This window comes from Streptomyces sp. NPDC057877 (assembly GCF_042796855.1).
GTDB lineage: Bacteria > Actinomycetota > Actinomycetes > Streptomycetales > Streptomycetaceae > Streptomyces.
Genome location: NZ_JBHVMS010000010.1, coordinates 82,534 through 101,621 on the forward strand (window position 1 = coordinate 82,534; position 19,088 = coordinate 101,621).

Here is a 19,088-nt window from a genome sequence, read left to right on the forward strand (position 1 = left end):
GAGGAACCTGGCGCGGCCCGACGAGGGTGCTCAGCACGGCCTCCGTGACGGGTGCCGCCTCGTCGACGGCGGCGCACCAGCGTCGGTCCCGTACGCGGGTGTGCGTCCGAACGTCGGCACCAGCGTCGGGTCGTTGAACGCCGTGATCCGGGCGATACGGGACCCGATCAGGGTGAGGACATGGACGCCGTACGCCTCGTACCGGCCGTCGCCCGCGTGCTGGTGCACGACGACGGCGGGCTGGCCGTTGGCGCGGGAGGGGGTGAGCCGCCACAGGTCCCCGCGCAGGACCCGGCCGCCCAGGAACCCGATGACGGCCTCGCGGCCGGTGAACCAGGTCGGGGTCGGCGGCATCTCCAGCTCAACGTCGGCCCGCAGCAGCCTCACCAGCGCGTCGGCGTCGGCCCGGGTGAAGGCGTCGACGTAGTCGTCGAGGAGGGCTCGCCGGGTGGCCTCGACCGGCTCGGCCAGGTCGTCCTCGGCCGAGCCTGCCTCGGCGAGGCGGGCCCGGGCGCGGCGGAGGGCGCTGTCGACGGCCGCGGCCGTCGTGTCCAGCATCTCGGCGACCTCCGCGGTGCGGTACGCCAGGACGTCCCGCAGGGTCAGTACGGCCCGCTGCCGCGCGGGGAGGAACTGCAGCGCCGCGATGAAGGCGAGCCGCACCCCCGTCCTCCCCGCCACCACCGCGGCCGGGTCGTCGCCGCCGAACAGCGCGTCGGGCGCCGGTTGGAGCCAGGGCACCGACGGCTCCCGGGGCGCCACGGTGATCCGGTGATCGTCCGAGGGCGCCCCGAGGCCGGACGGCAGGGGCCGACGGGAGCGGGTCTCCAGGGCCGTCAGACAGGCCCGGGTGGCGATGCTGTAGAGCCACCGCCGCACCGAGGACCGGCCCTCGAACGTCCCGTACGCCCGCCATGCGCGCAGGTACGTCTCCTGCACCAGGTCCTCGGCGTCATGGATGGAGCCGAGGAGGCGGTAGCAGTGGGCGAGCAGTTCCGGCCTGAACTGCTCGGCCACGGAGGCGAATTCGGCGTCCGTGGGCTCCGCGGGCATGGCGATGTCTCCGGGGGTCGGTGGACTCGGGTTCACTGTAGGGCGCGACTCAGTCGATCGGGGTCGGTCCCTCGCCGCCGAGGCGGTACTCCGGGGCGCTGTCCGGGTTCTGGGCGATGTCCAGGACGGCCTTGGCGACCTGTTCGGCGGTGAGGGCGGGTCCCCTGCCCTTGATGAAGGTGTCGAGGTCCATGCCCTGGCTCGCGGCGTAGTGCTCCGCCGCGACCGAGCCGATGCCGCCCGCCAGTGTCATGTTGGGCAGCAGCGTGACGAAGCGGATGCCGAGCCCGGAGCGCTCCGACTCGTCGGCCGCGTATCCCCTCAGATAGCGGACGGCGGCCTTGGCGCTGGCGTATCCCCCGCTGAGCGGGGAGCCGCCGAGCGCGGCCCCGCTGGACATCGAGACGACCACGCTGCCCGGTGCGAGCGGTTCCCGCAGCGCGGTGCGGGTCCAGGCGAAGACGTGCCGGGTGTCGACGTGCCAGTTGCGGCTGAAGGTGTCCCAGGTCTGTTCGTGCACGGGTGCCATGTGCGGTGTGGCCCCGGCGTTGAGCACGAGCAGGCTCGGGCGGTGTTTCCGGATGACGTCCTGGGCGAGCGTCTCGTCGGTGGCGTCGGCGGCGACGGGGAAGACGGCCTCACCGAGTTCGTCACGCATCGCCCGCACGTCGCGGGCGATGGCGACGACACGGGTTCCGGAGGCGGCGAGGGCGGCGGTGATCGCGTACCCGAAGCCGCGGCTGGCACCCGTGACGACGGCGGTGGGGAAGGGGTGGTCGGACATCGCACACTCCACGGTGGTCGGTGACATCGGATGTCGGTCCGTATCAAGACCAGCGGGGGGTCGAGAATCCGTCGCCGGAGCCGGGAGACGGCATGTGACCTGGCTCACATCACCGCCGGACGTCGTGGCCGCCCGTCCCGTCAGGCGCGGACCAGCGGCGTGTCCACCAGGTGCTCGGCCAGGAACCAGGACTGGAGTTCGCCCGCGCGGATCGCCTGGGAGAGCAGCAGGCCGTTGGTGCCGTCGTCGCCCAGCTGCGCCACGCGTACCGGCGCGTCGTGGGCGTCGGTCAGGATGCTCTCGTGGGCCTCCAGCAGCCGCGACCGCATGGCCGGGACCTCCTCCACACCGTCCGGCGGGTGCGGGTGGAGGTGATCTCGGCGACCTGCCGGGGGTCAACGAGCGCCGCGCGGACGAGCCGGGGTTCGTTCGTCCGCGCGGCTGGGTCCGCTGGTGGGTCAGGCGGTGTGCAGGGCCGTCCGCAGCGTGCCGACCGCCAGCGTGATGGCGGCCTCGGCGGCGTGGGTCCCCCGCAGGGCGTTGAGCATCACGAAGTCGTGGATGATGCCCTGGAAGCGGACCGAGGTGACCGGGACGCCCGCCTCGCGGAGCTTGTTGGCGTAGGCCTCGCCCTCGTCGCGCAGCACGTCGGCCTCGCCGGTGATGACGAGGGCCGGGGGCAGGCCGGTGAGCTGCTCGGTGGTGGCGCGCAGCGGGGAGGCGGTGATCTGGGCCCGCTCGGACTCGTCGATCGTGTACTGGTCCCAGAACCACCGCATGCCGTCGCGGCGCAGGAAGTAGCCGGTGGCGAACTGGCGGTAGGAGCCGGTGTCGAAGTTCGCGTCGGTGACGGGGTAGAACAGCACCTGCTGCACCAGCGGGACGCCACCGCGCTCCTTGGCCATCAGGGTCAGCGCGGCGCTCATGTTGCCGCCGACGGAGTCACCGGCGACCGCGACTCGCGCGGGGTCGAGGCCCTTCGTCGCGCCCTCCTCGACGACCCACCGGGCGACCGTGAAGTTCTGCTCGATGGCGACCGGGTAGCGGGCCTCGGGTGACAGGTCGTACTCGGGGAAGACCACGGCGGCGCCCGCGCCGACGGCGAGTTCGCGCACCAGACGGTCATGGGTGTGGGCGTTGCCGAACACCCAGCCCGCGCCGTGGATGTAGATGATCACCGGCAGGGTGCCCTCGGCCCCGGCGGGCTTGACGATCCGCGCGCGAACGCCGCCCGTCGGCCCGCCCGGGACGGTGATCCACTCCTCGTCGACGGCGGGCTTCGCTATCTCGCCGGACTGCACCTCGTCGACGGCCTTGCGCCCTTCCGCCGGGGGCAGGTCGAACAGGTACGGCGGATTGGCGGTCGCCTCGGCGAAGGCGGCGGCCGCGGGTTCCAGCACCGGCGAGATCGGCTCAACGGCGTCGGACATATGAGTCTCCTGGAAAGCTCAGGGGGCGCCGGTCTGCCCGGCAATACGGGCCAGGTTACCCGTGCAAGGTGTTCCGGAGCCGCTGTTCACCACGTTGAAACGGCTGGCCACAAAGCGGTTGCCCGCCAGCGTACGACCGGTGTCCTCACCGTGCACGGCCGTCGGTGCGCGGGGAGGCAACGCACCGCGCACGGACGGCATTTGGAGGGCACGCCGGTCATGGACAGCGCGAGGGCGAAGCGACCGCGGCCCGTCAGGGAAAGGGGCCTGTCCTCGTTATCAAGGGCACGACGCGTATCGGTGGGATTCACTCGGTTCGATTCGATGACGCGGACCCAGTGAATGGAAGTCTTTCCCCGGAGGGGGTTTCAGGAGATGTCGACAATGCCCGTCGGCGGGCTGGTTCGCAAGACGCCCCCAGGAGTACGTCAACGCTTGGAACACGCCTGCCGCACAACAACAGCCCTGCGACGCGCGGCAGTTGACGTTGTCGGCAACATTGACGGCCCACGGCTGGCACCTCTATGGTTCCGGCGACCCTCCGAACGACGTTCGAAATAACGAACACTCGTCCATCGCATCGCATCGCAGTAGCGGTCGCGGAGCTGAACGGCCCTTCAAGCGGGCACGGCGGCGGGGCCGTCCTGACGCGGTCGTCCCAACCGCCGCCGTGCCTCCGGAATCGACTGACCGTCACGAAAAGGGTGCCGCATGTCCTCCTCCGTCAGCAGACGACGTCTCATCCAACTCGCCGGAGCCACCGCCGCCGCGACCGCCGCCGGGCCTCTCGTCGGCGGCTCACCGGCGCAGGCGGCCGTACCCCCCGTCCGGTCCGACATCGGCGCGCTGGCGTTCCCCTTCGACCTCGGCCAGGTCAGACTGACCGCGAGCCGCTGGCTGGACAACCAGAACCGGACGCACAGCTATCTGCGGTCCGTCGACGTCGACCGACTGCTGTACAACTTCCGCGCCAACCACCGGCTGTCGACGGGGGGCGCGACCGCCACCGGTGGCTGGGAGGCGCCGGGCTTCCCCTTCCGCAGCCACTCGCAGGGCCACTTCCTCACCGCGTGGGCGCAGTCGTACGCCGTGACCGGTGACGCCGTCCACCGGGACAAGGCCCTGTACATGGTCGCGGAGCTGGCCAAGTGCCAGGCCAACAACGGCGCGGCCGGGTTCAGTGCCGGGTACCTCTCCGGCTACCCCGAGTCCGACTTCACCGCCCTGGAGGCACGCACGCTGTCCAACGGCAATGTGCCGTACTACACCATCCACAAGACCCTGACCGGTCTGCTGGACGTGTGGCGGCACCTCGGCAGCACCCAGGCCCGTGATGTGCTGCTGGCCCTGGCGGGCTGGGTCGACTGGCGCACCGGCCGACTGAGCGCCGCACAGATGCAGGCCCTGCTGGGAACCGAGTTCGGCGGTATGAACGCCGTCCTGACCGATCTCTACCAGCAGACCGGCGACGCACGGTGGCGCACCACCGCCCAACGGTTCGACCACGCGGCGGTGTTCGACCCGCTGGCGGCGAACCAGGACAGGCTCGCCGGGCTGCACGCCAACACGCAGGTGCCGAAGTGGATCGGGGCGGTACGCGAGTACAAGGCCACCGGCACCACGCGCTACCGGGACATCGCCACCAACGCCTGGAACATGTGCGTCTCCGCGCACACCTACGCCATCGGCGGCAACAGCCAGGCCGAGCACTTCCGCGCCCCGAACGCCATCGCCGCCCACCTGGCCAACGACACGTGTGAGAGCTGCAACACCGTCAACATGCTCACCCTCACCCGGGAGCTGTTCGCGCTGACGCCGGACCGGGCCGCCCTGTTCGACTACTACGAGCAGGCGTGGCTCAACCAGATGATCGGCCAGCAGAACCCGGCCGACCCGCACGGCCACGTCACCTACTTCACCCCGCTCCGACCGGGCGGACGGCGCGGTGTGGGCCCCGCGTGGGGCGGTGGTACCTGGAGCACCGACTACACCACGTTCTGGTGCTGCCAGGGCACGGGCCTGGAGATGCACACGCGTCTGATGGACTCCCTCTACTTCCACGCGGGCACCACCCTGACCGTGAACATGTTCGTGCCGTCGGTGCTCACCTGGACCCAGCGCGGCATCACCGTCACCCAGACCACGTCCTACCCGGTGAGTGACACCACCACCCTGCACGTCACCGGTACCGCCCAGGGCACCTGGACGATGCGGATCCGCATCCCCGGCTGGACCACCGGCGCCACCATCAGCGTCAACGGCGCCGTACAGAACGTCGCCACGACACCTGGCAGCTACGCGTCCGTGACCCGCGCCTGGGCCTCCGGCGACACCGTCACCGTCCGGCTGCCCATGCGCACCGTCGTACGACCGTCCAACGACAACCCCGGCGTCGCCGCGGTCACCCACGGCCCGGTCGTCCTGTCCGGCAACTACGGCAACACCGCCCTCACGTCCCTCCCCTCCCTGGACACTTCGTCCATCAGGCGGACCAGTTCCACGGCGCTCGCCTTCACCGCCACCGCGAACGGCGCCACGGTCGGTCTCGGCCCGTTCCATGACGCGCACGGTCACAACTACACCGTCTACTGGAACACCAGCGGCCTCACCTCCGTCCGTCTCGCCAACGCGGCCAGCGGCCTGGTGCTCGGCATCCAGGACATGTCCACCGCCGACGGCGGCCGTGCGTTGCAGTGGACCGACTCCGGCACCGCCGACCACGACTGGGAGATGGTCCCGGACGGTGACGCCGTCCGCTTCCGCAACGTCCACAGCGGCAAGGTGCTCGGCGTGCGGGACATGTCCACGGCCGACGGTGCCGCCGTCCTCCAGTGGTCGGACAACGGCACCGCCGACCACCGCTGGACCCTCCTCCCCCAGGCGGACGGCACGTACAAGGTCCGCAACGTGCACAGCGGGAAGCTGCTCGGCATCGAGAACGGCTCCACGGCGGTCGGCGCCTTCGCGGTCCAGGACTCGGACAACGGCTCGGCCGACAACCGGTGGCGTGTCGTGCGCTGACGCCACCCCGCGTGCACGTGCCCGAGGAGTGCCCGCTCAGCAGCTCAGGCGCGCGTCCGCCCAGTCCGCGTGGTCGAAGTCGACACCGTCCCCGCCGTCGGTGACGACGAGCCGGACCACCTGGGCTCCGGCGACGTCGGCGGTGAGCGGCTGGGCGGGCATGGCGTTGGTGAGGACTCCGGTGGCGGCGGCCTTCGTGCCGTCCGCCCAGATCTCGAAGGCCACGGTGCCGAGCGCGCCCGTCTCGTCGTCCAGGCCGACCTGCGCGGTGACCGTCTCGCAGTGCGCGCCGGTGTAGAAGGAGACCTCGCTGGGCGCGTGGACGCCGAACCCCTTGGCGTACGCGGTCCCGCCGATGGTGATCGGGCGCCCGTCGCCCGCCGCCCGCTCCCCGTTGCTGGTGTCGCGCTCCACCGGCCCCCAGCCGTTGGTCTCCGACACCCAGGGCCGGTCGCTGAGGTACGACGTCCCGGAGGGCGGCGGCACGACGACCGTGGCGGTGAGCGGGAGCGTGGTGGTGACCGGCGTCCCGGACGGCGAGCGGTAGGTCGTGCGGAGGGTGAGCTGGTGGCCGCCGGTCGGTGTTCCGCTCGGCGCGGTCACCCGCCAGCCGGTGCGCAGTGTCCCGTCGGTGGCGAGGGCCGGGGTCGTGGTGGCCGAGGTGGGCCGCACGGTCCAGCCCTCGGGGCCGGTCAACGCGACGGACACGCGGCGCGCGGGAGTACGGCCGAGATTGGTGACGGTACTGGTCAGCACGGCCGGACTGGCCGCCTCCACCAACAGGCTGCCCTCCACCCCGAGTTCGACGGCCGGAGGCTGGGCGGCCCAGTCCCCGTCGGCCGAGACGCGCAGCAGCACCGTGCCGTGGGCCGGGATGGTGGCGGCGATCGTGCCCGCGGTGTTGTACGTACGGTGCTGCCACAGGTCGCGCAGTGTGTAGGCGTCGGCGTCCGGCAGGCCGACGGCGCTCGCGCTGGTGGCGATCCGCTGGGCGGTGCCGGACTCGTTGAAGAGGGCCACCGCGCGGCTGCCGTCCGCCATCTCCTTGGCGAGGACCCAGCGCCCGCCGTCGGAGGAGACGACCGCGCCCTGCTTGCCGAGGGGGTCCTGGTCCACGGCGATGACCTCGCGGTTGCCCAGGATGTCGAAGGTCTCCGGGGAGGCCGTACGCAGGTCGGAGCCGATCAGCAGCGGTGCGGCCATGATCGACCACAGCGAGAAGTGCGAGCGGTACTCCGTGTCCGTCATGCCGCCGTTGCCGACCTCCAGCATGTCGGGGTCGTTCCAGTGGCCGGGTCCGGCGTACGGCGCGAGCGGGGCGTTCTGCTTGAAGATCGACAGCATGGACCCCCAGCTGTCGCTGATGTCACCGGTGGTCCGCCACAGGTGTCCGACGTCCTCGGCCCACTCCCAGGGCCTGTTCTCGCCCCACTCGCAGATGCTGTACACGATGGGCCGACCGGTCGCCTTGAGCGCGTCGCGCATGGTCTCGTAGCGCTGTCTGGCGTCCACGCCCTGGTTGTTGCAGTTGTCGTACTTAAGGTAGTCCACGCCCCAGTCGGCGAACTGCCGCGCGTCGCTGTACTCGTGCCCCAGGCCGCCCGGAAAGCCCGCGCTGTTGCAGGTCTTGGTACCGGCGCTGGTGTAGATGCCGAACTTCAGCCCCTTGGCGTGCACGTAGTCGGCGACCGCCTTGATGCCGTTGGGGAAGCGCACCGGGTCGGCCACCAGCTTGCCGTCCGCGTCCCGCTCCGGCAGGGCCCAGCAGTCGTCCAGGTTGACGTACTCGTAGCCCGCGTCCTTCAGGCCCCTCTCCACGAAGATGTCCGCGATGCCCTTGACCATGTCCTCGTTGAACTCGGCACGGCAGTGGGTGGAGTTCCAGTTGTTGAAGCCCATGGGCGGGGTGAGGGCGAGCCCGTCGGCCAGGGTGGGCGCGGCGGGGGCGGAGGCGGGAGCGGGGACGGAGGCGGGGACGGAGGCGGGGACGGAGGCGGGGACGGAGGCGGAGGCGGAGACGGAGACGGGGGCGGGGGCGGCTATGGCCGGTACGGACAGACCGGTCGCGCACAGAAGTCCAGCGCTGAGCGCTCCTGCGACGCTTCTGGCGCTTCTGACTCTTCTGGCGCTTCTGACTCTTCTGACGCTTCGGCGGCTGGTGCGGGTGTGAGGGTGACGCATCGTTGACGCTCCTCCGACTCGCATAGACGGGATACGGCATAACGGCATGCACACATCACTTCTGTGCGTTCACGGTAGAAGCTGTCGGACAATGTCGAAAGAGAGCCGTAAGGCTATTTGGATATGTTCGTTTGACGGCCTTTCCCGATCAGGCTCGTCGGCGGCGCAGCGCTTGGACGAGCCTCGGCAGGAGGCTGCCCGCCAGGACCCCGGCCAGGGGCAGGACCACGTCGGTCCAGGGCTCGCGGATCGGCCGGTAGGTGGCGGTCCCGTCCTTGATCTCGATGAAGCCGAGCGGACGGACATCCACCCCGCCTCCCCCTCCCCCGCCGTCTCCCGCCTCGGCGCCCTTCACCGACCGGCCCGCGCCCCCGCCGAAGCCGTAGCCGACGCGCGCGACGGGGATGACGGTGACGCCGTCACGGGTGACGGGCTCGCCGTAGACGGCGGTCACCGAGGCGTGGGCGCCGAGTTTGTCAGCCAGGCGCTCGAGGAGCGTGGCGGAGGCGTGGGCCGCGGTGAGGTCGGCGGGGGTGGCGGGTGCGGTGGTTTCCTCAGGGTTGTTCATGCGGCGCCTTCCGGTATCGAGTGGCTCCGCTCAGCGGTGTGTGGTGTCCACCGCGCGCTGGAAGCCGACGGCCTGGTCCAGCGTCCCACCAACCGGCGCGCACTGCTGGTCTCCCTCACACTCAGGGGCGCTCCCTGACGGCGCGATCCGCAGGCCAGCAACGCACCGGCGCCCGCGCTACGGGCGGCGGGCCAGCACATGGGTGTCGAGGAAGCCCCGCTCGGACGCCGGGTCGTGGAGCAACCGGGCGACTATGACAAGGCCGGTCCCGGCCAGTAGATCGGCGAACTGCTCCGGGGGCCAGCTGTAGGCGGGCGCCACCTTGTGGTCGAAGCGGACCGGTTCCGGTCCCTCGGTCCCGAAGAAGGACACCAGGAGCAGGCCCCCGGGTGCCAGGACACGCACCTGCTCGGCGAGCAGCGCGGGCAGTTCTCCGGGCGGGGTGTGGATCATCGAGTAGTGGGCCAGTACTCCGCCGAGCGCGCCGTCCTCGACGGGCAGTGCCTCCATGCGCGCTTCGTCGAACAGCAGCGCCGGATGGGCCCGCCGTGCGTGGTCGACCATGCCCGGGGAGAGGTCCAACCCGAAGGCGTCCAGGCCCAAGTCGTACAGCAGGGCGGTCAGATGACCGGGGCCGCACCCGACGTCGGCCACCCGTAGGTTCCCCGTGGCGCGCACGAGTTCGGCGAAGGTGCTGATCATGTTCCGCGCGAACGGCTGCGTCTCCAGCCGATAGGCGAACATCGACGCGTACAACTCGACGACCCCGTCATAGGCCGCCCTGGTCTCGTCCTGGTGGTTCGACACGGGAAGGAAACTAACATCCGCGCTGTTCACAGGCGTTCTGCGGCCTCAGGTCACGGCCGGGCTGCCGCGTAAAGGACGTCACGCGTGCCCGGCAGTGTCTCCCGGCCCGCTCTCCAGACCAGGCGGAGGCTGAGGTCGGGCAGGGGCAGGACGAGGGGGACATGGGAGCCCACGAGGGTCTCGAGGGCGCCGAGGCGCAGCCCGCGCCGCTCGTCGCGGACGTCGAGGACGGCCCGCTCGGCCCGCTCGGCCCGCTCGGCCGTCTCGAGCAGTGAGCGTGCCCAGCTCCCCGGCGGCGTCAGCTCCATGCCCTTCGGGCCACGGGCGAACACGGTTGCTCCGAGGGCGACTTCGAGGCTTCGTATCTACTGTGAGACCGATGAGGCAGCGAGGTCGAGCGCGACCGCGGCCCCCGGTCACGGTCACGGTTCGGTGCCGGATCACGGCACTCCGAACCTTCGAGGGATGGTCACTGCTGCTGTCGGCCGGTCTCTGCGCCCTCGCCTGGCGCGCGTTCGCGCTGGCCCGGCCGACCGCAGCGCGCTGACCTGTCAGGCGTCGAAGCCGCGGCGAGCGTCCTCGATATGGCCGAGGTACTGGTGGGTCCAGCCGCACAGGGCGTCGACCGTGGCGCGCAGCGCCCGGCCTGGCTCGGTGAGGGTGTACTCGACGCGGGGCGGCACGGTGGGGTGCACCTTCCGGTCGACCAGGCCGTTGCGCTCCAGCATGCGCAGGTTCTGGGTGAGCATCTTGTGGCTGACGCCCTCGACCTCGTTCCGCAGCTCGCTGAAGCGCAGGGTGCGCTCGCCGAGCGCCTCGATGATCAGCAGCGCCCACTTGTTCGCGACGTCCGAGAAGATCTCCCGCGCCAGGGAGTCCGCGCGCCTGAGGTCCGCGTCCTCGGGCAGGCCCTTGAGCTGTTGCTTGGTCACCATCAGGTTCCCCAGTCACCGAAAAGTGCGTTCTTCCAGGTCGGCAGCCACTCTCCTACAGTTCCCGAGTAACCACAAGAGAGCGAAGCGGAAGGGCAGGCCCATGGCCACCATCGATGTCTTCAACCACGACGTCCCGGCCGAGAGCGACTTCGGCTACTCCCAGGCGATCAGGTCCGGCGAGCTGGTCCATGTCTCCGGACAGCTCGCGCTCGACGAGGCGGGCGAGTTCCTCCACGCGGACGACTTCCCCGCCCAGCTCCAGCAGACCTACGCCAACATGGACAAGGTCCTGGACCACTACGGCGTCACCCGCAACCAGATCGTCTTGCAGACCCTGTACGTGGTGGACCTGCGGCAGAACGCCGCCGCCACGGCGGAGGGAAACCTGGCGTACTTCGGCGACCACCGACCGGCCAGCACGGTCCTCGGCGTCACCGAACTGACCTTCCCCGGCCAGGTCATCGAGATCAGCTTCGTCGTCGACACCAGGCTGCCCGCCTGACCGGTCAGGCGTCCTTGATGGTCGCGGTCACCGGCGTACCGATCTCCACCGTGCGGCTGACCGTGCAGAGACGCTCGTGCGAGGTCTTGACCGCGCGCGGCAGGATCGCGCGAGCGCGGTCCGCGCCGTCGCCTTCCGCGAAGGCGACGGTGAAGGTGACCGCGAGGTTGGTCATGCGGTTGCCGAGTTCGTCGCTGATCTTGTCGCCGGTCACCGTCACGGAGAACCCGGTGGGTTCCGCGTGGCGGCTGGTGGCGACGTCCACGTCCGCGGCCGTACAGCCCCCGATCGCGGCGAGCAGCAGCTCGACCGGGGTGAACTCGGCGTCCGAGTCGGCACCTGACGCCGTACCGAAACTGATCGATCCCCCACGGGGATTGGTCGCCACGAAGTGGCCGGTGCTGGTGCGCTCGACGACTACGGAACGCTCGGAGTGTTCGCTCATGTCGCCGACAGTACTGCCAGGGAGCCGTACGCGCCGTGGTGGACGCATGCGTCAGCGTCAGCGGCCACGCCGGGAGGTCCGGGCGGCCTTCGGCCGCACCGGGGCCGCCCCGTGGCCGACGCTCCTTCCTCACGCCCACCGGGGTTCCTCATTGAGGGTCGTCAACAGGCGTTGTACCAGCGGGCTTCGGTCGTCCGTGCGCCAGGAGACAGCGACCCGCGTGCGCGTGGTGGCTGGCTTGATGCCGCGGAAGGCGACGTCCCGCAGGCGGATGCGGCGGATGCTCTCCGGTGCGAGTGACACGCCCAGGCCGGTCCCCACGAGTGCGCAGACCGTCTGCCATTCCACGGCGTGCTGGGTCACCCGGGGTGTGAAACCCGCCGCGGTGCACAGGGCCGTGATCTGGTCGTGGAGGGGTGGGCCGACGGCGCGGGGCAGGAGCACGAAGGGGGAGTCGGCCAACTGCTCCACCCGGACGGTCCGTTGGGCGGTCAGGGGGTGCGTGGACGGCAGTACGGCCACGAACGGTTCGGTCAGTACGGTCTCGAAGCTGAGGTCGGGGTCGGAGGGCGGCGGCTCACGGAGCAGGCCGACGTCGATGGTGCCGTCCCGCAGGGCGGCCAGTTGCGGTGTGGTCGTCATCTCCTGGATGTCGAGTTCCACGGCGGGAAACCGTTCCCGAAAGGCACGCAGCAGGCCGGGCAGCACGGTCAGCGCGAGGGAGGCGGCGAAGCCGATGCGAAGGCGCCCCGCCCTGCCGCTGCCGACCTCCCGGGCCGCCGCCAGGCCGTCGGTGAGGTGGGTGAGGGCATGCCGGGCGGCGGGGAGGAGTTCCCGGCCCGCCGGGGTGAGGGTGACGCGCCCTGGATCGCGGCTGAACAGCGCGTGGCCGACCTTCGCCTCCAGGCGGCGGATCTGTTGGCTCAGCGGGGGCTGGGCGATGCCGAGCCGGGCGGCGGCACGGCCGAAGTGGAGTTCTTCGGCGAGTACGACGAAGGCGTACAACTGGTGATGGGGAAGCTCGGGGCGGCGCACCCGCCCCACCATATGCCCAGGGATATCGGTCCATGCCAGAACTCGTATTAGACGTATCCGTGCTGGTCACCTAGCGTTCGGCGCATGACAGAGCGACGCTCCATCCTCAGCGGCTCCACGTTCGAGGAGCAGATCGGCTACGCCCGTGCCGTCGTCGACGGCGACTGGGTGCATGTGTCCGGGACGACCGGGTTCGACTACGCCACGATGACGATCTCGGATGACGTGGTGGCGCAGGCCGAGCAGTGCCTGCGCAACATCGAGGGCGCGCTCGCCGAGGCGGAGTGCGGCTTCGCGGACGTGGTCCGGGTGCGGTATCTGCTGCCCGACCGGGCGGACTTCGAGCCCTGCTGGCCGGTGCTGCGTCGCGCTTTCGGGGAGGTCCGACCGGCGGCCACGATGCTCGTGTGCGGGCTCGCGGATCCTCGTATGAAGATCGAGATCGAGGTGTACGCGCGACGGGCCACCGCCTGAGGATGTGGTCGCGGTGACTGTGTCCGCGAGCGTCGACGCGCTCTGGGTCAGGATCCCGATGTCGTTCGGACCAGGCCCGATGGCCCACGGAGGGCGCGGACGATGTCGGCGCCACGCGCCAGACCACCACACCGCACTCGCGGGACAGCTTCAGCGGCCCCCGCGATCTCACCGCATCCCCACACCATGTCGTTTATGGTGACTTGATGCGAGTTGTACCCAGATGGGCCCTGCTCACATCGGGTTGCGCACCGGCCCTCCTCATCGCGGGCTGGGTCATCGCGGGGCGGCTCGAAGGGCCAGCCTACGATCCCGTCACCCAGACCATCAGCGTCCTGGCCGCCTACGGCTCCGCGGGCTTCTGGGTGATGACGGGAGCGCTGTTCGCCCTGGGGGTCTGCCACCTGCTCACCGCCTGGGGGCTGCGGGCAGCAGCGCGCGCCGGGCGGGTGGCGCTGGGTGGGGGTGGTGTGGCGGCGCTGATGGTGGCCCTGTTGCCGACGCCGAGCAGTGGAGGCTCGCTGCGTCATGGCTCGGTCGCCGCGGTCGGCTTCCTCCTGCTGGCGGTGTGGCCGGTGCTGGCCTCCCCCCGCGGCGGCGCGGTTCCCTGGGCCCTCAGGCCCGTCCCCGCGCTCGCGGCGAGCGCTCTGATAGGCGCCGGAGCGGTCTGGTTCCTGGTCGAGGCCCACCATCAGGGCGCCGCGGGAGTCGCCGAGCGCTTTGTGACATCCGCTCAGTCCCTGTGGCCCTTCGTGGTCGTCGCCTCCTGCCTACGCCACCCACACGGCGCGGGGTCCCCGGACTGACCGAGTCCGTCGGAGCGGACGCCCGCGCGCCTCACCGCGCTACGAACGGCCCCCGCCAAGTCGCGAGCGGCATATGCGGCGCTGAGGATGAACGGGACTGATCCGGCGGGCGCGAAGGATGACGGGATGCTGCGAACCCTCCCCGGTCGCGGGGGCAAGACCGGCCACCGAGCCGTCGTGACGGCGCTCGGCTGTGCTCTGGCGATCGGTGCCGTCGGCGGGTGCGGCGGTGACGACGACACCGGCGCCTCTCCCCCGCCGACGACCAGCAGCCCCGACACGGCGTCGTTCTCCGGGCTGCCGCCGTCGGCGATGGCCTCCCAGGCGGCCTCCGCGATCGCGTCCGCCCGAGCCTCGGCCTCGGCGGCGGCCTCCTCCGCGGCTGCCCGCGCCTCCGACTTCGAGGCGTCCGTCGAGGCCGAGGCCGCCCGTGCCAGCGCCGCCGCGGAGAAGGTGCTCAAGGAGGCCGACGGGCGCGGCAACGCGCTGTCCGAGGTCGGTATGAAGGGGCTGCCCAGGGACGAGACCAGTGGGCTGCTCGCCGTGCTGGTCACGATCACGAACAAGACCGACAGCAAGGCGTCGTACGCCGTGCAGATCGACTTCGAGGACTCGGACGGGAAGGTCGTCGAGACCAGGTACGTCGGTGCCGAGGACCTCGACCCGGGCGCGAAGGAACAACCCATCGCCTTCAGTCGGCAGCCCGCGGACGCCCGGCTGACACCCCGGCTCGCCAAGGCGCAGCGCTACTGACCCCTCGTGAGCGAGCGGGCCGACCGGACGACGCAAGCCCTGGAGGAGCGATGGGTGATCTGGTGGTGGTGGGAGTGGACGGCTCGTCGTCGAGTCTCGCCGCGGTGGAGACGGCCGCCCTGGAGGCCCGGCGGCGGCGTGCGGAACTGCGCGTGGTGTACGCCCTCAGCTGGCCGGTCAGACCCATGTACGCGCCGTTGGACACCAGGCCGCTCAACCGTCTGGTCGGCGAGGCCGCCGAGCGGGCACGCGCTGTCGCGCCGGAGGTCGAGGTCACCGAGGCCATGGTGACCGGTGACCCGGTGTCGGTGCTGGAGGCCGAGTCACGGGCGGCGGACCTGGTGGTCGTGGGCGCGCGCGGGGTGGGTGGCTTCATCGGCATGCTGCTGGGGTCCACGGCGGTGTCCCTGGCCGCCCACAGCCGGTCCCCGGTGATGGTGGCCCGCGAGGAGTCGGCCGACACCGGTCCGGTCGTGCTGGCCGTCGACGGCTCCCCCGCGGGTGTGAAGGCGATCGAGTTCGCCTTCGCCGAGGCGGCGCTGCGCGAGGCCGAGATCGTCGCCGTACACGCGTGGCTGCCGGACTACGCGCCGCCCGGCACCGGTGTCGAGAGCGCGGAGCGGCTGCTGGCCGAGGCACTCGCCGGTCACGCCGAACGGTATCCCGATGTCACGGTCAGGCGTGAGGTGGCGAGTGGTGAGACCCGTGAGGTGTTGATCGAGGCGAGCCGGAACGCCCAGCTCCTGGTCGTCGGGGCCAGGGGGCGGGGCGGGTTCACCGGACTGCTCCTGGGGTCGGTGAGCCAGGCGATGCTGCACCACGCGCACAGTTCCGTCACCATCGTCCGCGGCGGGGCGTGAGCGGACGCCGTGGGCCGGGAACTGCTCCGAGGCGACGGTGGCGTCCCCGGTCCCTCCATCGCACCCTGACTGCCGCGAGTGCCGTCGTCACCGCGGAAGGAGAGACGGCATGCACGATCCCGACCCCCCTTTCCGCCCCGTTCGCCGACGGAACGGCGGCTATCCGCCCCTGGAGGACCTCGGCCTCATCGGCGACGGCGCGACGACCGCGCTGGTCGGTCTGGACGGTTCCATCCCGTGGCTGTGTCTGCCCCGATTCGACGCCGACCCGGTGTTCTGCGGTCTGCTGGACCGGGCCCGCGGCGGGCATTTCACCCTGGCGCCCGAGGACCTGGTCGAGGCGCGACAGCGCTACGAGCCCGACACCGGCGTCCTGACGACCGAGTTGCGCGGCACCACCGGCCTGGTCCGGATCACCGACGCGCTGGCCCTGCGCTCCGGGGCGGACCTCACCGACGACGTCCCGGCCACCCGGGCGGAACTCATCCGCAGCGCACAGGTACTGGAGGGGCGGGTGCGGCTGCGGATGGACCTGGAGCCGCGCGGCGGCGCACGGACACGGCCGTTGTTCAGCGGGCTGGAGGTACGCCCGTCCCGGCGGCCGGATCTGCGGCTGCACCTGCGCTCCAACCGCCCCTTGACCGGCCTGCACACCACCCATGACCTCCGGCAGGGCGAGCGCCTCGACCTCGCGCTGTCCTGGGGGCGCTTCCACCGCCACCACCGCTTCGACGCCGAGGCGGTGCTGCGGGCCACCGCGGACGCCTGGCGCCGCTGGATGCGGCACTTCCGGTACGAGGGTCCCGAGGAGCCGCTGGTCCGGCGGTCGGCCATCACCCTGAAGCTGTGCGACGACTGGGTCAACGGGTCGCTGGTCGCGGCCCCCACGTCCGGTCTGCCCGCGCCGATCGGCGGGATCCGCAACTGGGACTACCGCTACGTCTGGATCCGGGACGCGGCGTTCGCCGTGTTCGCGCTGCGCCGCCTCGGCTTCGGCGGGGAGGCCGACGCCTTCCTGGGCTGGGTGCTCGACGCCTTCGAGTACGGCGGGCGGCCCAGGATCATGTACACGGCCGACGGCGCCCCGGTGCCGGACGAGGTCGAGGACGCCGAACTGGAGGGCTATCAGCGGTCCGCCCCCGTGCGCTGGGGCAACGGCGCGACCGACCAGCGTCAGCACGACGTGTACGGCGAGGTCCTCGACTGCGCCGACCAGTGGCTGCTCACCGGCCAGGACATCCAGCCGTCCCTGTGGGCCAGCCTCGCCCACCTGGCCGACACCGCCCAGCAGGCCTGGCGCCGACCGGACCAGGGGATCTGGGAGGTGCGCGGCCAGGGCCGGACGTTCACCTACTCGGCCGGGATGTGCCAGGTGGCCCTGGACCGGGCGGCGGCGATCGGTGAGCGGCTCGGTCTGCCGGGTGACGTCGCGTCCTGGCGTGCCTCGGCCGACGAACTGCGTCGGCGAATCCTCGACCAGGCATGGGACGAGGACGCGCGGACCCTGAGCGCCCATCTCGACGGCGGTGGCGCCGTCGACGCCAGCCTGCGCGCGCTGCCACTGCGCCGGGTGGTTCCGGTCGGTCATCCACGGATGGTGGCGACCGTCTCCGCCGTCGCCGAACGCCTGTCGGCCGGTGACGGTCTGCTCTACCGCTATCTGCACGAGGAGTGTCCCGACGGCCTTCCCGGCGACGAGGGCGCCTTCGTGCTGTGCAGCTTCTGGCTCGTCGACAACCTCGTCGGCCAGGGCCGGATCGAGGAGGCGGAGGAGCTGTACGCCTCCCTGTGCGCCCGCGCGAGCCCGCTCGGGCTGCTGTCGGAACAGATCGACCCGTCCACCGGAGCGTTCATGGGCAACTTCCCCCAGGCCTTCAGCCACATCGGAATCGCCGCCAGCGGGGTGAACCTCGCCCGGGCGCGGGCAGGCGGTCGGACATGATCGACCGACTTGTCGTCTTCGGCGCCACCGGTGATCTCAGCGCCCGCTACCTGCTGCCCGCCCTGGCCGCGCTACGGGCGTCCGGAGACCTCGGCGACCGCCTCCGACTGACCTGCGCGAGCAGGCAGGACTGGGACAGCGACCGGTTCCGGCGCTGGGCGGCCGAGCAGCTCGACCGCCATGCCGGTGATTCCCCGCCCGACGCCAGGGCGGCCGTCGTGAACGCCGCCCGCTACCAGCGGGCCGATGTCACCAGCCCCGACGACCTGGCCTCGGCCATCGCCGGTGAGGGCCCCGTAGCCCTCTACCTCGCCCTGCCCCCGGCGGTCTTCCCCCGCGTGGTCACCGCCCTGCACGAGGTGGGCCTGCCGGAGGGCAGCCGGATCGTGCTGGAGAAGCCCTTCGGGGAGGACCTGGCCGACGCGCGCAGGCTGAACCGGCTGCTGGCCGATCTCGTCCCCGAGGAGGCCGTGTTCCGGGTCGACCACTTCCTGGCCATGACGACCGTCCAGAACGTGCTCGGCAGCCGCCTCGCCAACCGCGTCCTGGAACCCCTCTGGAACAGCATCCACATCGCCGAGGTCGACATCGTCTGGAACGAGACCCTCGCGCTGGAAGGCCGGGCGACCTACTACGACACCGTCGGGGCGCTGAAGGACATGGTGCAGAACCATCTGCTCCAACTGCTCTGCCTGGTCGCCATGGAGCCGCCCGTCACCCTCGGCGAACGCGACCTGCGCGACCGCAAGGTCGACGTCCTGCGCTCCGTACGGCCGCTCACCGAGGACGACGTCGTACGCCGCACCCGCCGCGCCCGCTACCGGGCGGGCCGGATCGACGGCCATGACATTCCCGCGTACGCCGACGAGGAGGGCGTGGACCCGCGGCGGCGCGTCGAGACGTACGCCGAGGTGGAACTGGAACTGGAGAACTGGCGCTGGTCGGGGACGACCTTCCGGCTGCGCAGCGGCAAGGCGCTCGGCGCGGACCGCAAGGAGGTGGCGGTGCGCTTCCGGTCCGTGCCCCACCTGCCCTTCGGCCACAGCGGTGAGGCGCTGCCCAACGTGCTCCGCTTCGGGCTGGAACCGGAGGGCCTGACCCTCGATCTGACGGCCATCGGCTCCCGGACGCACGCCCTCGCCCCGCTGTCCCTGACCGCGCGGATGGAGCCACCCCACCTCCCGGCGTACGGCCGCCTCCTGCTGGACGTCCTGAACGGTGACCCCGCCCTCTCCATCCGCGGCGACGAGGCCGAGGAGGCCTGGCGGGTCCTGACCCCCGTACTCGACGCCTGGGAGCGGGATGTCGTACCGCTGGAGGAGTACCCGGCCGGTTCCGACGGGCTGCCGCCCCGGTCGTGACGGCTCGGTCGGCGCCGCCGGACGCGGACCTCTCCGCGCTCGTCACCCGGACGGCCTCCCGGGGTCGCCCGGCACGGGCGGGGCGGCGAGGGTGGGACTGCGGCGCGGCCGTCTCGTACCGGCGGTGTCCC

The 19,088-nt window shown here is 71.5% G+C and carries 18 protein-coding genes and 1 pseudogene; 8 read left to right on the plus strand and 11 right to left on the minus strand.

The window, feature by feature from the left end; all coding sequences use genetic code 11:
• Positions 1-30 precede the first annotated feature (30 nt).
• From ACFVQG_RS29065 to ACFVQG_RS29080, 4 genes and pseudogenes are all read right to left on the minus strand, one after another.
• Positions 31-1,053, minus strand: a complete 1,023-nt coding sequence (locus tag ACFVQG_RS29065; RefSeq protein ID WP_383388995.1) for an RNA polymerase subunit sigma-70 — start codon at positions 1,051-1,053, stop codon at positions 31-33.
• Positions 1,054-1,102: 49 nt separating this feature from the next.
• Positions 1,103-1,837, minus strand: a complete 735-nt coding sequence (locus tag ACFVQG_RS29070) for an SDR family oxidoreductase (protein ID WP_383388997.1) — start codon at positions 1,835-1,837, stop codon at positions 1,103-1,105.
• Positions 1,838-1,977: 140 nt separating this feature from the next.
• Positions 1,978-2,243, minus strand: a pseudogene (locus tag ACFVQG_RS29075) (DNA starvation/stationary phase protection protein); the annotation flags it as partial.
• 52 nt (positions 2,244-2,295) lie between these two features.
• Complete coding sequence (locus tag ACFVQG_RS29080; protein WP_383388998.1) at positions 2,296-3,267, minus strand: alpha/beta hydrolase; 972 nt, start codon at positions 3,265-3,267, stop codon at positions 2,296-2,298.
• Positions 3,268-3,978: 711 nt separating this feature from the next.
• Between ACFVQG_RS29080 and ACFVQG_RS29085 the strand changes: the two genes are divergently transcribed.
• On the plus strand, positions 3,979-6,288 hold the full coding sequence (locus ACFVQG_RS29085) for a beta-L-arabinofuranosidase domain-containing protein (RefSeq protein WP_383389000.1): 2,310 nt from the start codon (positions 3,979-3,981) through the stop codon (positions 6,286-6,288).
• Positions 6,289-6,324: 36 nt separating this feature from the next.
• On the opposite strand, the gene ACFVQG_RS29090 is transcribed toward ACFVQG_RS29085, so the two are convergent.
• The 5 genes from ACFVQG_RS29090 to ACFVQG_RS29110 all read right to left on the minus strand — a co-directional run bounded on the left by ACFVQG_RS29090 (position 6,325) and on the right by ACFVQG_RS29110 (position 10,779).
• Positions 6,325-8,469 carry an NPCBM/NEW2 domain-containing protein gene (locus ACFVQG_RS29090; RefSeq protein WP_383389002.1) on the minus strand — a complete coding sequence of 715 codons (2,145 nt, stop codon included), beginning with the start codon at positions 8,467-8,469 and terminating at the stop codon, positions 6,325-6,327.
• 148 nt (positions 8,470-8,617) lie between these two features.
• Positions 8,618-9,037: a spore germination protein GerW family protein gene (locus ACFVQG_RS29095; RefSeq protein WP_383389004.1), complete on the minus strand. Its 420-nt coding sequence runs from the start codon at positions 9,035-9,037 to the stop codon at positions 8,618-8,620.
• A 177-nt stretch (positions 9,038-9,214) separates the two neighbouring features.
• Positions 9,215-9,844, minus strand: a complete 630-nt coding sequence (locus ACFVQG_RS29100) for a class I SAM-dependent methyltransferase (RefSeq protein ID WP_383389006.1) — start codon at positions 9,842-9,844, stop codon at positions 9,215-9,217.
• Between the two features lie 50 nt (positions 9,845-9,894).
• On the minus strand, positions 9,895-10,176 hold the full coding sequence (locus ACFVQG_RS29105; RefSeq protein ID WP_383389008.1) for a hypothetical protein: 282 nt from the start codon (positions 10,174-10,176) through the stop codon (positions 9,895-9,897).
• 219 nt (positions 10,177-10,395) lie between these two features.
• Positions 10,396-10,779 carry a winged helix-turn-helix transcriptional regulator gene (locus tag ACFVQG_RS29110; protein WP_383389010.1) on the minus strand — a complete coding sequence of 128 codons (384 nt, stop codon included), beginning with the start codon at positions 10,777-10,779 and terminating at the stop codon, positions 10,396-10,398.
• 100 nt (positions 10,780-10,879) lie between these two features.
• Between ACFVQG_RS29110 and ACFVQG_RS29115 the strand changes: the two genes are divergently transcribed.
• Positions 10,880-11,281, plus strand: a complete 402-nt coding sequence (locus ACFVQG_RS29115; protein WP_383389012.1) for a RidA family protein — start codon at positions 10,880-10,882, stop codon at positions 11,279-11,281.
• A gap of 4 nt (positions 11,282-11,285) precedes the next feature.
• Here the strand turns inward: ACFVQG_RS29115 and ACFVQG_RS29120 are convergent, their stop codons facing one another.
• Together ACFVQG_RS29120 and ACFVQG_RS29125 are read right to left on the minus strand one after the other, a co-directional pair.
• Positions 11,286-11,726 carry an OsmC family protein gene (locus tag ACFVQG_RS29120; protein WP_383389014.1) on the minus strand — a complete coding sequence of 147 codons (441 nt, stop codon included), beginning with the start codon at positions 11,724-11,726 and terminating at the stop codon, positions 11,286-11,288.
• Positions 11,727-11,855: 129 nt separating this feature from the next.
• Complete coding sequence (locus ACFVQG_RS29125; RefSeq protein ID WP_383389016.1) at positions 11,856-12,761, minus strand: LysR family transcriptional regulator; 906 nt, start codon at positions 12,759-12,761, stop codon at positions 11,856-11,858.
• A gap of 84 nt (positions 12,762-12,845) precedes the next feature.
• Between ACFVQG_RS29125 and ACFVQG_RS29130 the strand changes: the two genes are divergently transcribed.
• The 6 genes from ACFVQG_RS29130 (at position 12,846) to ACFVQG_RS29155 (ending at position 18,957) form a co-directional block, all read left to right on the plus strand.
• A complete protein-coding gene (locus ACFVQG_RS29130; protein ID WP_383389018.1) occupies positions 12,846-13,235 on the plus strand; it encodes a RidA family protein in 390 nt (129 codons plus the stop codon).
• Between the two features lie 206 nt (positions 13,236-13,441).
• Positions 13,442-14,041 carry a DUF998 domain-containing protein gene (locus ACFVQG_RS29135; RefSeq protein ID WP_383389020.1) on the plus strand — a complete coding sequence of 200 codons (600 nt, stop codon included), beginning with the start codon at positions 13,442-13,444 and terminating at the stop codon, positions 14,039-14,041.
• A 126-nt stretch (positions 14,042-14,167) separates the two neighbouring features.
• The gene (locus ACFVQG_RS29140; protein WP_383389022.1) at positions 14,168-14,794 is read left to right on the plus strand and encodes a hypothetical protein; all 627 of its coding nucleotides are present in this window, start codon (positions 14,168-14,170) and stop codon (positions 14,792-14,794) included.
• Positions 14,795-14,844: 50 nt separating this feature from the next.
• Positions 14,845-15,654, plus strand: coding sequence for a universal stress protein (locus ACFVQG_RS29145; RefSeq protein ID WP_383389024.1), 810 nt, complete (start codon positions 14,845-14,847; stop codon positions 15,652-15,654).
• A 109-nt stretch (positions 15,655-15,763) separates the two neighbouring features.
• On the plus strand, positions 15,764-17,596 hold the full coding sequence (locus ACFVQG_RS29150) for a glycoside hydrolase family 15 protein (protein WP_383389026.1): 1,833 nt from the start codon (positions 15,764-15,766) through the stop codon (positions 17,594-17,596).
• On the plus strand, positions 17,593-18,957 hold the full coding sequence (locus ACFVQG_RS29155) for a glucose-6-phosphate dehydrogenase (protein ID WP_383389028.1): 1,365 nt from the start codon (positions 17,593-17,595) through the stop codon (positions 18,955-18,957). The genes ACFVQG_RS29150 and ACFVQG_RS29155 overlap by 4 nt, the downstream gene beginning before the upstream one ends.
• Positions 18,958-19,088: the final 131 nt, after the last annotated feature.